This is a genomic window from Undibacterium sp. Di27W (assembly GCF_049340345.1).
Taxonomy (GTDB): domain Bacteria; phylum Pseudomonadota; class Gammaproteobacteria; order Burkholderiales; family Burkholderiaceae_D; genus Undibacterium.
On record NZ_JBMPOS010000011.1, the window covers coordinates 1 to 13725 of the forward strand.

Consider the following 13725-nt stretch of genomic DNA (forward strand, 5'->3'; position numbering starts at 1 on the left):
CCAGGTTTCCGCGCCCTCCGAGTGGTGCCAAAGAAGCCTGACCTAAACCAGTACCATTTCCGCTGACAATCGCTACCATGTAATTTACCTTTTCTGTTCGTGCCAATTATTTTTACGACAATTGCAAACCTGTTGCATGTCGCTTTCGTAAGCAATAATCCAAACATTTCGGAATTTGTTTAGGTGAAATCGAAAATAATTTGCATATCCGTTGATTATTTTTAAATTAATCCCAATTTATTATAAAATATTTATTATTTTGCTAAATTACAGAATAAATGACGGCGACAGCATCTTGTGAAAGGCTTGGTTTTTGAAGGTCCGATAATGGCAACGGGCTAGAAATTAAGCAATCAGGCATGCACTTAAATCTGCATGTGGGCTTGCTTTTTGGCTAGAATGTCGCCGTGTTTGCGTATTTGCAGCACCATTGGCCAGACTATTACTAGGACTTTATTGATGAATACCACTACTACCGCTAGCTTTGATGAGACTTTGCAGGAGGCTTTGCGTGTCAGTCAGGCCAATGATGGCCTAGCAGCCATCAGGCTGTTTCAGCAGGCATTGGCGATTAATCCGCAATCGGCAACAACATATTGTTTGCTGGCGGCGGAGTACATTACGCTTGGTCAGGTAGCAGAGAGTGAAACGGCCTATGCGAATGCGCTGGTGTTGGCACCTGATTTCCACTTGGCACGGTTTCAGATGGGTTTGTTACAGTTCACGTCTGTCCGGGTGGCAGTTGCGCTCTTGACCTGGCAACCTTTGTTGGCGTTGCCGGATGACCATGCACTAAAGTTGTTTGCCATGGGCTTTGCGCATATGGCACAGGATGATTTTAATGTGGCGTTGGGATATTTTGACCGGGGTATTACTTGCAACATCGATATTGCGCCTTTGAATACGGATATTCAGCGGGTGATTGCGGAGATCAAGGCCTTGCAGGAGAAACTTGCTCTGGGGGCGTCAAATCCTGCTGAGCCAGCCCCAAGTATCGCGCCAGTTGAAGAGGGAAATAACGAAGAGTCAGAGATAGAAGCTAGTGCACATTTCTTGCTGAATAATTATCAGCAGCAGGGGCCTTTGCACTAGTCTATTGGTCAACATCCATGGCCACGAGGGTGGTCAGAATTTTGTGTAAACGTTATTTCGTTTATTTCTGCAATATGTGGTCATCAAACTGGATGGTGAAGCGATTGAGTGCTCCTTTCCAGTCCCGTATTGGTATTATCTATTTCTTGCTGTTGTTGAGCACCAGGTAGAACAATCTAATGGCTGCTTCATTAGTGGGAAACGAACTATGCGTTTTTATGACCTTGTGCAGCCTCATGTTAATTGACTCAATGACGTTCGTTGTGTAAAGAACCTTACGGATCTCCGCCGGGGAGTCGCTCTCCGAGTTACACCGTCATGATTACCCTATTGGCAGTTACCGCTGGCCTCACCTGGCCGCGAATTGCATGAGAATGAGACTAGCTTCGTCGACATTGACTGCAGTGTAAACGGTGCGCAGATTGCGCGGCTACTGTGCTAAACATAGAGAACCATAGATGCAATTTATCCAATATATTTCAGAGCAAATCCACACATTGCTTGATAAACACATCAGTGTTGCGTTTAAACCGTGTTTAGATGTCAATAGTGTTGCGTACCCAAGACGACCACTCTGCAACAAATCTAGAACTCACTGAAAAGCAACAGGGCTTGCTAATAATCCTGCGGATTCGCCTTGTACAGAATATGCAATACTGCGCCGGAACTACATAGTTTGAGAAATTAAGAAGAGTTTGACACGAGTGGAAAAAGATGCTGCAATCTCTGATAAATCGGTCGATACTTTATCTCTTTCCTTAACACTTTCGCGTTCAAAGTTGTGGCCGCAACAATGCTCAGGATAAAATTTTCAAGTACTACTTAATTCCAGGTGCTTAGACGTCGAATGGAACCATCCTGTATCATGTTTTCTATGGCTTTCGCCAATAATTTGGATGTAGGATTGTTTTGAGCTTCAGCCCGGCTACGTAATACAAAGCTTGTCTGACCAATTATGAGCGGAGTTCCTAATTGTAATTGTGGTTCTTGTTTTTCAATTGCGTCAAGAATGCCAGGCAGGGTTGCCACAATTGCAGCAACCCGCTCTGCCTGAAGCATGCGAAGTCCATTCGCTACGGTATTAATTTCGACTCTTTTTATTCTTGCGTCTTGGCCTATGTGCGGGTAATTTAAGCGACGCATTACACCTAATCCTTTGTCTGCAACATAGGGAATAATATCTTCATACGACTTTAAGATGATCTCTTTTTTGGTAATGAGCGCCACTGGGACTTGCCAAACTGTCGCTAGTTGAGGCGCATCTTTGTCATTGAAATTTTCAACCAGGGCAATGCTGTAGCCGTCTTTATCTTGATTAAACAAGTTAATGTGACGACTACTGGGTACGATCACTATCGTCAAAGGGATGCCGCTGCGGAGGCTGATCTCCTCAGCTATCCGAACGTTGATACCCTGAGACAGGCCATTCTTTATGTAGGAATATGGTGGCGCTTCAGTTAAGTAGAGAGTGGCAGAAGACGCATTCAACGACCACAGGACGCTAGCTAAGGTAACAGCATGAAGCCATGAAAACATTTTCCACCTCTGTATATCAAAGACGACAAGGCGAGCATATTGATTGTAGATAGAGTATATCTGCAAAGAAAGGGCTATTCATTTTTAAGCCAGCGATGTTGTACTCCCAGCGTCAAGTCTTGCTCCATACAAGTCCCAAACAAAGCCCGCATGGCGCCTGAGTGTCACCAATACCGATCAGGATTGATTATTCTTTGAAATAACTAGAAATAAGATTGATTCTCATTTACACTCATGAGATTGTTTGTCTGACATGCATTTTTGTTTGCTTTGTCTTGCAAGTTCATTTGTTCAATCGTATTTTGTAATGGCGCTTATGAGCGGTTTGAGATCAATGCCTAATCAGTTTGAGGATACTCGCCACCAAATATGCACTGGTCCGGGTATTAGAATTTCCCATATCGACTACACACCACAGCAATACCGAAGTGTGAAATCAGAGTCCCCTCCCTGCCTGGCTTTATGTGTTTTTTTGGAAGGAAGTGGGGAGTCAATACTGGCCGACCGATCAAGAATCAATTTTGCTCCGGATCAGGCTTTATTATTCGCGTCACCAATGAGTAGTTGTTCGGAAACAAACTTGCCTGCTCATCAGAGATTGCGCGCCATCGAAATTCATTTCACGGCACAGACGCTGGAGCAGATTCAGGGAATGCAAATTCAAGCCATGTTGCAACGTCTGGCGGCAAATTCTAAACTGCGCCCTGGTGGCACTGAGAGTTTTCTGTATCAATTTCCAGCTTCTGCTGCAATTCGTGCGATTGCAGAGCAAATTTTTCGCCTGCGTACACCTGAGGGGGTGCAGCAACTATTTTTGCATAGCAAGGCGTTGGAATTATTGTCATTGATGGTGGACACCTTGTTATCAATCTTGGCGGCACCGCAAAGCGTAGATAAACCCGCCATGCAAAAACGTGATCACAAGAAACTGGATCGGGCACGAGAATGCCTGCTGTCAAGACTTGATCACAATTGGTCGTTGGCAGAACTGGCCCATGTCGCCAATTTGAACGAACGAAAACTGAAAGAAGGTTTTAAGACATTATTCGGCAATTCAGTGCATGCTTATTTACAGGAAAAACGCATGCAAGCTGCTGCACATTTGCTCAATTGTACAGAGCTTAGTATCACCGAAGTCGTGATGCAAACCGGTTATGCAAATCCTAGTCATTTTTCAAAATTGTTCCGCCGCCATTTCGGTATGTCGCCCCGTGAGTTTGTGCAGTTAAAATCGCCCTCCTCTTAATAGCTGCTGTCATTCAGGCGGCTTGACGAAAACGCCAGTGGCGGCTGGCTTGCTGTTGTTGCCAGAAATGTGTATACATACCGCCATGCTGCATCAGCTCAGCATGATTGCCTTGTTCGATAAGTACGCCATGATCAAGCACCAGTATCTGGTCAGCATCAGCGATGGTATGCAAGCGGTGTGCAATCATCAGCACGGTTTTGCCGCGTACAAGTGCTGCCAAGGCCAGACGTATTGCGTGTTCATTGCCAGCATCTATGGATGCCGTAGCTTCATCGAGCAGGATGATGGGTGCATCTTTCAGTATGGCGCGTGCAATCGAGATACGTTGTCTTTCACCACCAGACAGGTTACTACCACCCTCGCCCACCATGGTTTGATAAGCTTGCGGTAGTTCTGCAATGAAGTCATGGCAGCACGCAGCACGCGCAGCAGCAATCAGTTCTTCCTGTGTTGCATCAGGCCTGGCTATGCGCAGATTGTTTTCTATAGTGTCGTTAAAGAGATAACTTTCTTGTAGCACGATGGCTAGTGTGCCTATGAGTTCATCTTGGTGCATATGACGTATATCGACACCACCTATCAGGATTTTACCGCTTGCCACATCATGAAAACGTGCCAGCAAGTGCACTATGGTGGTCTTGCCAGCACCACTTGGACCTACCAGGGCAGTCACTGTGCCTGGTTGTGCGCTAAATGAAATATTGCTCAAAGTTTGCGCACCAGGCTCGGCACTGTAGCTGACATTGCAGAATTCTATATCGTGGCGCTCAGGCACTACAGTCAAAGCAGGTTCAGGAAGACTTTTCTCATCCAGCAAGGCTGCTATTCTTTCAAAGCTTTTTCCATAGTATGCCAGTTGCGCCAACAACAAGGCCGATTCATTCAGCATGGCATAGAAACGCTGGCTCATGACCAGGAACATGACGAGCGCGGCATGTGCCAGGCTAGCTTCCAGATTCAATTGAAAGGCACGCGCCAGTACCAGTAAAAAACCGATTTCCAGCAAGATAGAAAAGCCAATAGCTGCGATACCTGCAATGATTTCCACACGTATAGACAATGCACGCAGGTTTTGCAGCGCACCCAATACCTTGTCATAGCCACGTGCTGACACACCAAAAGCACGGATCACCTTGATACCTTGCACGAATTCCAGCAAGCGGCTATTCGTCGCCGCTTTTTGGTTGACTTTGGCGCGGCTGATCCTGTTTGCTGCCTCTTTGACGAGATGGAACAATAATAAACCTGCTGCCACACTGGCCATGGCCAGCACGCCTAAACGCCAATCTATATAGAGTAACAATGCTCCCGTCAAACTGGCAATGGCCAGCCTGCCACATAACTCACCGGCCAGATGGGTAAAGGCTTCTTCCACATGTAGCAGGTTTTCTGTCATGACAGCCGTCAACTCACCAGTCTGCCTATGTGCATAAAACCCCAGTGGCAGGCATCGCAGGTGTTCAGCAATTTGCAGTCGCAAGTCACACATCATGCCAGTGCCACCAATAAAGCCATCCACATTGGATGCGATGCTGCACACTAATTGCAGCAGCAAACTGGCGGCCAGTATCAGGGTCAGTTTGATCAGCAGAGTCATGTCGAAATAAGCACCAAACATGGCATTTAATGCGGCAAACAGGACGACATAGGGGATGGTCGCAAACAGTGATTCTGCCACCCGCCAGGCAATACTACAGCGGAAGCGCCCCGTATTACTTGCTGGCGCGCGGTCTTTCACAATGCGCATTAATCCAAATATCATCTGCATCAGGCAGCTCCCTTAATGTACTCATCGGCTGAGGCAGTTTTGATTTTCCAACTGGCGCTCTCGCTTTGCAATTGCCATAGCTGGCGGTATAAAACACAGTCTTCCAGCAACTGTGCATGCTTGCCACAAGCGATGATACTGCCTGCATCCAGCACCACGATCTGGTCAGCGTTGATGATGGTCGACAGTCGATGAGCGATAACCATGACGGTCTTGTCACGCGTTAGTGCACCCAGGGCTTGCAATAATTGTGCTTCGTTGATGGGGTCAGAAAATGCCGTGGCTTCATCAAGGACAATAACCGGTGCATCCTTGACCAGTGCCCTGGCAATGGATAGACGCTGTTTTTCGCCACCAGATAGACGCGCACCACGCTCGCCCAATACAGTTTGATAGCCTTGCGGCAAGCGGCCAATAAAGTCGTGAGCCTGGGCCGCAGTCGCCGCTGCGATGACCCGCTCTTCGCTGATATCTTCGCGACCAAGGCGTATATTTTCCAGCACCGTATCGTGGAACAGGAAAACATCCTGCATCACATAGGCTACCTGGGCAGGCATGTTTGCCAGAGGCAGTTCACGCACATCTACGCCACCAATGTTGATCGCACCTTGCTGCACATCCCAAAAACGCACAAGTAATTGTGCGAGTGTCGATTTGCCAGCACCACTAGGGCCAACGATGGCAGTTAAACTGCCCGCAGCCATCTTGAAACTGATGTCTTGCAAGACATTCACATCACCGTAAGCGAAGCCTGCGCGAACAAATTCCACGCTGTTGTCAACGGGTGCCAGTGTGCCTGTGGTGTCTGGTAATTCAGGCGCCTCCATCAAGTCCTGTATACGTCCATAACCATCCTGTATCAGGCGCATCAAACTGCCAAAGAATGCCAGTTGAAACAGCGGTCGGGTAATACCCAGACCCAGCAACAGGCATAGAACAAATAATTCCAGAGGCAAACTGCCCTGCAGATACCAATAGCCACCAAACGGCAATATGCACAGCATATTGGCTCCAATGACCACGGTGAAGGCTGACCAGGCTGGTACTGTCAGTTTCACCATGCGTACGATGACGTCAAAATAGGCGGCGACCACCTGCGGTAGCGCCACTGCACTGCCATTGCTTGCAGCACCGTGATGATAAGTCTTGATCACGGCAATACCTTGTACATATTGCACGACCTGGCTGCCCAGGCGGACATTGACTTCATTGTATTCACGCATGACTTCCGGTACTTTTTTCCATAGCAGCAGTTGAACTAAAATTGCCAATGGCACAGTCACCAGGGTCACTAGGGCCATGCGCCAGTCCAGATAAAACAGGGCAATGGCGCTGACCAGAGGTAAGGTCAAGGCAGCGGCGCTATCATTAAGATGGTGGGCAATGAATAACTCCAGCCTGTCTACGTCATCACGCAATACTTTATTGGTGGATTCTGCACTGCGTGCAGTTATCCAGCCCATCGGTACACGCCTGAGCTTGTCTGCCACCGCCAGACGCAGGTCGAACAGAATATTGAAAGCCGCCAGATGTGCCAGTATCCCACCACTGACTTGCAGCAACCAGCGCAAGCCCATTGCCAGCGCGCCCCAGCCTAGTATGGGCCAGAATCCGGCAAACGTTGTTTTCTGCCCTGCTAAACGCAATAACACCAGATAAATGACGATTAACGGTGTCAGTGACAACACACTGCTGAACGCGCTGAGTATGCCAGCCCAGATCAGGCTGGACTTGCGTGTGCCAGCCAGTGCCAGCAACGCACTCAAGCCACGTTTGCGCTTGGCCGTAGTCTTTGATTGATCATTCATCATGCTGCCCGCTTGCTTAGCTGTTGTAGTTGAATGTGCCCTGCCAGATGAATTTCTTCCTGCGCACTTTTGAGAAAATAATTAAGCAAGATGGACTTGGGCATGGCACTCATAATCCAGTTGCGCATGCGAAAAGACCATGCGCTGTCCGGCAAATACAAGCTAGCCGCCTTACGTCCTCGCACTTGCAAGGCATGTATGCCAGGGCGCATGCGCTGCTGATAACGTTGTAAGGCTAAAGGGCTGGAATCTGCCGCCAGCTCTTGCGCCAGACAACAGGCTCCAGCCAGTGCCATGCTGGCAGCTTGGCCGTTTGCCAGACTCAGGCAATGTGCGGCATCGCCCAGCAAGACTACCCTGCCGCGACTCCAGTCAGGCAGATGTACCTGCATCAGGGCATCCATATAAATGGGGCTTGCAGCAGGTAAGCTAGCAATGGCATCTGTGACACGCGCATGGCTGCCAGCAAATTGAACTGACAACCGGGCTTTGCGGGTGTCTTGCTTAACTGCGGTCTCCAGGTCAGATTTCCAGATGTGCAGCGCCGTGACGCCTTTATCACCGAGTCGGTAATACATGCTCATGCGGCGTGGCTCGGCTACGGCCACCATGTCTTCTTCCAGCAGCGTATCGGCATCCATCCAGTAAGCTGCTGCCTGCATGCCCAGATGCTGACAAAATTCAGTATCTGGCCCAAATGCCAGCCGCCGTGTCGCCGAACGAAAACCATCAGCACCGATCACATAGTCAAAGCGTTGGTCATGGCCATTGCTGAGTTGTACGTCTACACCCTGCTCGTCTTGTCGCAGGGAAGAAATTTTTGTCCCCAATTGCAAATCTGCTGCATCATTCAGACTTTGGTACAAGATGTCGGCGAGATCATTGCGTAAAACCGTATGATGCTCAAGTTGTGCCATCAGCTTGCCATGGTTAAATTGCATGATGGTGCGTCCATGCGCATCCAGATAGAGATGACGTTCCATGGACAAGCCTGCATGGCTGAGTTGTGCCAGCAAGCCCATTTCCTCTATCACACGCAAGCCTGCGCCAGAGACACTGAGCATATAACCCTCGTCGCGCAATGTTGCAGCCTGTTCAACGATAGTGACTGCATATCCGCTACGACTTAACCACCATGCTGCACATAAGCCACCAATACCAGCACCGGATATCAAAATACTTTTACTACTCATGCGATATGTCCTGCTTTTCCTGTTATTGCAGCAGCTTGCGTGCGCAGCATGGCCTGCACTTCTGCACGGGATTCGCGCAGGAAAAAATGTTCGGCGTCTATGCTCATGCCTGCAACCGGTGTCGCGCTGTAAGCTTGCCAGCCCCTCATATGTGATGGCGTGACCAGTTTGTCGCGAGTGCCTGCCATGGTATATATAGGACAAGGCAGGCGTCGCCGGTCAAAACGCTGGTAACGTGCACCGACAGCGAAATCTGCCTGCATGGTTTTTTGTACTGCCCGCATCATGGCTGGTGCTGCCAGCACGTCTGGTGGTGTGCCGCCCAATACCCTGAGCACTACTGACAGATCAGCGTGATCGAAAGGCGCGATTTGCAATAAATTAATCAGCATGGATGACAATGGCAGATGTGGTGGATTGGTTGCCGTCAGCCAGAGCGCTGCCGGTGGTCTGCCGGCATCGGTCAATGCCAGTGCCAGCTCATATGCCAGCAAGCCACCGAGACAATGACCGAACAACGTAAACGGACGTTCATCACCTATGGCATTCAATTGCGGCCGAATTTGTCTCATGGCCCAAGCCACCCACTGGTCCATGGATTGCAAAGGAGCGTCTATCAGAAAACCTTCGCGACCAGGCAACTGTACCGGGCAAAATTGCATGTCGTTCGCCAGCGTTTGATGCCAACCACGAAAAACCGAGGCACCGCCGCCAGCGAAAGGAAAAGCAAAAACAGGCAAACGCGCATCATTGCCAGGCACACCATAAGGAAAAACCTCGTCGACAGCTGCTGGTGCTGCAAAAGCAGCAGCCTCTGTTATCCTCGTCATTGGTCTAGTCACAGGCAGTTGCCAGTCGGGCAGATTATCATTGACTGCTCTATCGTCACGAATAAAGCGCAAAACCTTATAGCGCAGACTGGCCCTTGCCAACGCTGTCTGTTGTGCGGCAAGCTCTTCACTGAGCACGGTTTTTAAAAAATTTTCTTCATTACTGACAGTGTCATCGCTATCATGATCTTTGAGATACTGCATCTGCCTGCAGTTGGCCGCAGCGAGTACACCTGCGCTGAGGTCTCGACATGAGTCCAGCCTGAATCCGCTATCCACAAGCTGTCTGCTCAGCATTTGCCAGGCAGCCTCGTCGAGCAAATCAGCAATCAGCAAGCAAGCGCCCGTTTTCAGCGTACGCGCTGCACTGAGTATGAAGGTGGACGGCGCATGCAATTCCTTCAGCAACTCTATGGCCAGTATCACGTCCTGGCTGGCAGCCATCTGAGGCAGGCTGGCAGCGTCAGCCACCTGCCAGCGCACTTTCAATCTTCCAAAACGGCTACGGCAAGCCTCAATCTGCTCGGGTGATAAATCAATGCCAGTCAAGCTGGCAGGCGTCTGCTTGTTTGCAATAGCTGCCAGCGTACCGCCACGACCACAGCCAGCATCGAGAATATGGCAGCCATCCAGAGCAGTGTCGCCGATAATTTCCCACAACAGGCGCTCCTGCATGTCGCGCGCAGATTGTTTATTTTCTACTTCCGCATAGCCACGATTCATGAATTCAAAACGCTGCCCGGCATCGAGAGCTTTTACCAGGTCATTCAGGCGTGCATATACAAGACGAGTCAGGTTAGTTGCTTCCTGCGCTTGCAGATTGGCCTCCATCATGACCTGACCTCTGTCAGCGCTGGTAATGCCGGGGCTTCTGCAACATTATCCGGTTCACCATCGGCGGCAGCTCTCGCATACAAACGAGGAGCCATCAGCAAACCTGCAAATGCCAGTCCACTGGTAATAATGAAAGTCGCACCATAGCCCAGCCTCGATGTGACCCAGCCTGCGCTGAGACCAAATGCCAGGGCACAAAATGCGTCTGTACATTGCAGCAGGGAATAATCAGTACCCGCCTGCGCCGGTGATGCCCAGTCCATCATGATGGTGTACAAGACCACGAAACCTAGCGACATCGTCGTGCAAAACAGCAGGAATATACCCGCCAGCAAGGGTTTCGCATGCAAGGCCTGGCTTTCGATAAAAAGATAGCTAAGTTGCAGTATTAAATAAGCGATCAGGCTGGCTTTCAGCATAGTCAGACGCTGATAGCGTTTGAGTAGTAAACCGCCCAGCAAGGCACCAACCACACCAGCGATAGCCACACCCGCACCAGACAAGATGCCGATTTCTACTACTGCAAAGCCACGGTCTACCAGATAAGTCAGCATGATGGCGCTGAACCAGCGCAAAGATGCCTGGCAACTGATGATGGTTGCCATTCCCCAGCGTATGGTGGGACGACGCCAGGCTGCCTTGAGGCTGGGAGTCGTCTTGATGACAGGCGCGACAGGTAATATACGCCGCTGGCGTAGCCATAATGCGGGCAAGCCACACAGCGCAACCAACGCTGCCAGGCAACGTATGCCGGTTTCCCAGCCCAGGTAACCAACTGCCGTCACCAGCAAACCACCACCCAGTATATAACCCAGGTAGCTGCCACCTATCTGCATGCTATTCCCCAGGCTGCGCTGCGCAGCAGGCAATGCCTGCACTGCCATGCCGTCGGTGACTATATCTTGCGTCACCGATGCCACCATCAGCACCAGTAGCAAAAGCATGATGCCTGAGAGCGCAGATTCCAGCGGCAACAAAGTCAATACCAGCACACCTAGCAGCAGGAATAACTGAAAATTCCCAGCCCAGCGCAGGCTTTGATCAGCCTGCCCTTGAGTCAGGCGGTCTATGCGCGAGGCCCATAAAAATTTCAGGGCACTAGGCAGGAACAACAGCGACAGCAAGCCTATCTTGTCCAGACCTATGCCACGTGCCCGCAAGAGCACGGGCAAGCCTTCGTGTACCAGACCGCTCAGCAATCCCTGGCTGGCATACAGACCGCCGAGTACAGTAAGCAGGCTGCCAGCTGCCATAGGTGCGCCAATTTTTTTCATCATAATTGCGCTTGCAGGCGTAAGCCAACAGTGCGTCCACGATTGTATTGTCCGAAATTACCCAGTGGCCCGAATGAGAACGCATAGTTAGGCACGACACGGTCACTGACATTATCAACATAGGCAGTCAGGTTGAGGTGTTTATTGATTTCCCAGTTAAGCGAGGTATCGATCTGGGTATAAGTCGGCTGACGCAGGGTATTGGCTGTATCGAACCACAAATCACCCGAATAAGTGAGGTTGGTATTCCAGCGCAGTGCGCCTGCACCCGCAAGTTGGAAGCGGTATTCCGTGCCAGCCCGCAAACTGAGAGGCGCAACATAGGGCACACGCTTGCCATTCAAATCCACATTGCCTGCCGGTGCGTGGAAGTTTTCTATGGTGCTATGTGTCCAGCTGGCACCACCACGCACACTGAAATCTGGCGTGACAGCAAAAACCGCATTGATTTCCAGGCCATTGGTTTTGGCATCACCGACATTCGTCAGCAACTGGAATGGGCCAGATTGTACCGGTGCCTGCAAGTCACGTGTATTGCTATGGAAAATCGTGCCATCCAGTTGTAAGCGATGGCCCATCAGATCAGCTTTGAAGCCAGCTTCCAGGTTGCGTATGGTTTCTGCCTCATAAGGAATGCCACCCACCGTGTTTTCTGCAACACGGTTATAACCACCGGCCTTATAGCCTTCGCTGATCAAGCCATATACACGCCACTCAGGTGTCAATTGATAACCCAGTGACAGCTTAGGACTGACGTGGCTGAAACGCTTATCAGCAACAAAAGACAATGCCGCCGGGCCTGTGCGTTTAAAGTCAATATCTGTTTTATCTACGCTATAGCGCAAACCACCGGTCAAATCCAGACGTTCATCAAGATGCCAGACCGCCTCGCCGAAGATTGCCGTGGATGTGATGGTCGATGCACTTTTGCTGGGGCCAGGAAACAGGAAGGCAGGCACTGTTGGCACTGCCACACCGCGCAAACGTTCAAAGTCCTGTTTTTCATAGTACAGTCCAAACACGCCATCTACTACACGCTTGCCACCGCTGGTCGCCATGCGCAATTCCTGGTAATAGGTCTTTTGGTTTTCCGGATCGGCATTGCCGGTAGTGATAACGCGGTCAAATTTCCTGTCCTGGTAAGAACTGCTGGATGTCAGTTTCCAGTCGTTGACGAAGTAGTCAACGCCAAGACCTACCTGGCTGACAGTGCGGGTCAACACTGGCTCAGCAAAATCAAATGGTGTACTGGCAATGGCACGGCGCTCTTTCAAGGGGAAGGACTGAAAATATTCATCATGTGCGCTGTAACGATCACGACTGACCGTCAGCATGGCATCCAGATCACCTCCCTTTGGTGCCCAGCGCAGGCGCGCCCGTCCCAAAGCTTCGCGACTGGAACCCAGATCGTCAGCACCATTGGCAGCACGCAGGCGGCCCGGATATTCGTCAGCATAGACATTGACGTCACCATACAGACTGTCATTGATCAAGGCACCACTCGCCATGACATCAAGGCGACGCGTCATATTGCTGAAATCCAGAGTCAGATTTGCCTTACTGGTGTTGTTTGGCTTGCTGGTGATGATATTAATAACACCACCCTGAGCCGAACGGCCATACAGGCTGCCTTGCGGCCCTTTCAGTAATTCGATTTGCGCTACACCAGTCAGTGGCTGGGTAAAATAAGACATGTCCTGGGGTATGCCATCGACATAAACCGTTACCGCAGGATTATAAAAGTCAATTGCGGGTGCGCCGCGCATGCTGAACAGTGAGTAAACGCGGGTACTGCGCGGCATGACTGTCAGTTCAGGGAATATTTTGCCCAGCTCATCGGTACGGACAACACCAGCTGCATGCAGGCGCGCTGCTGTAGCGACTGAATTGGCGACATCTGGCGTCAAGCCAGTCGCATCAAGTTTGGTGGATGTGACCACCAGCTCTGGTAATACATAGTCTTCGCGCTGTTGCGCCATCGCCCCGCTCATCATACTGCTTGCACCCAGTGCACCACTGGCCAGTAAAACACTCCGCAAATAACTCAACTTCATTTCCACTCCTCTTTGATCAGTGGCCGCAGTATCCACGGCAATTCCACAGCGCACTACCGTGATCGGTGCAAAAAATATCGTGATCGG

General features: G+C 50.3%; 9 protein-coding genes and 1 pseudogene. 2 read left to right on the plus strand and 8 right to left on the minus strand.

Going from position 1 to position 13725, the window contains the following annotated elements; translation table 11 throughout:
- Window positions 1-459: 459 nt before the first annotated feature.
- Window positions 460-1092, plus strand: coding sequence for a hypothetical protein (locus tag ACO0LF_RS20630; protein WP_423017423.1), 633 nt, complete (start codon window positions 460-462; stop codon window positions 1090-1092).
- A gap of 61 nt (window positions 1093-1153) precedes the next feature.
- On the opposite strand, the pseudogene ACO0LF_RS20635 reads toward ACO0LF_RS20630, so the two are convergent.
- Window positions 1154-1390, minus strand: a pseudogene (locus tag ACO0LF_RS20635) (transposase); the annotation flags it as partial.
- Window positions 1391-1914: 524 nt separating this feature from the next.
- Window positions 1915-2628: a substrate-binding periplasmic protein gene (locus tag ACO0LF_RS20640; RefSeq protein ID WP_423017425.1), complete on the minus strand. Its 714-nt coding sequence runs from the start codon at window positions 2626-2628 to the stop codon at window positions 1915-1917.
- 253 nt (window positions 2629-2881) lie between these two features.
- Between ACO0LF_RS20640 and ACO0LF_RS20645 the strand changes: the two genes are divergently transcribed.
- Window positions 2882-3874 (plus strand): helix-turn-helix domain-containing protein, encoded by a 993-nt coding sequence (locus ACO0LF_RS20645; protein ID WP_423017820.1) that lies wholly within the window; start codon window positions 2882-2884, stop codon window positions 3872-3874.
- Window positions 3875-3887: 13 nt separating this feature from the next.
- Here ACO0LF_RS20645 and ACO0LF_RS20650 read toward each other — a convergent pair whose 3' ends face one another.
- Genes ACO0LF_RS20650 through ACO0LF_RS20675 form a run of 6 tightly spaced genes read right to left on the minus strand, consistent with a single transcriptional unit; the run spans window position 3888 to window position 13638 of the window.
- Window positions 3888-5645 carry an ABC transporter ATP-binding protein gene (locus ACO0LF_RS20650; RefSeq protein WP_423017427.1) on the minus strand — a complete coding sequence of 586 codons (1758 nt, stop codon included), beginning with the start codon at window positions 5643-5645 and terminating at the stop codon, window positions 3888-3890.
- Window positions 5645-7456, minus strand: coding sequence for an ABC transporter ATP-binding protein (locus ACO0LF_RS20655; protein WP_423017429.1), 1812 nt, complete (start codon window positions 7454-7456; stop codon window positions 5645-5647). Before ACO0LF_RS20655 ends, ACO0LF_RS20650 begins: the two co-directional genes overlap by 1 nt.
- Entirely contained in the window at window positions 7453-8646 is a 1194-nt protein-coding gene (locus ACO0LF_RS20660) for an FAD-dependent monooxygenase (RefSeq protein WP_423017431.1), read from the minus strand. The genes ACO0LF_RS20655 and ACO0LF_RS20660 overlap by 4 nt, the downstream gene beginning before the upstream one ends.
- Complete coding sequence (locus ACO0LF_RS20665; protein WP_423017432.1) at window positions 8643-10310, minus strand: alpha/beta fold hydrolase; 1668 nt, start codon at window positions 10308-10310, stop codon at window positions 8643-8645. Before ACO0LF_RS20665 ends, ACO0LF_RS20660 begins: the two co-directional genes overlap by 4 nt.
- On the minus strand, window positions 10307-11587 hold the full coding sequence (locus tag ACO0LF_RS20670) for an MFS transporter (RefSeq protein WP_423017433.1): 1281 nt from the start codon (window positions 11585-11587) through the stop codon (window positions 10307-10309). Before ACO0LF_RS20670 ends, ACO0LF_RS20665 begins: the two co-directional genes overlap by 4 nt.
- Window positions 11584-13638: a TonB-dependent receptor gene (locus ACO0LF_RS20675; RefSeq protein ID WP_423017435.1), complete on the minus strand. Its 2055-nt coding sequence runs from the start codon at window positions 13636-13638 to the stop codon at window positions 11584-11586. Before ACO0LF_RS20675 ends, ACO0LF_RS20670 begins: the two co-directional genes overlap by 4 nt.
- Window positions 13639-13725 lie beyond the last annotated feature (87 nt).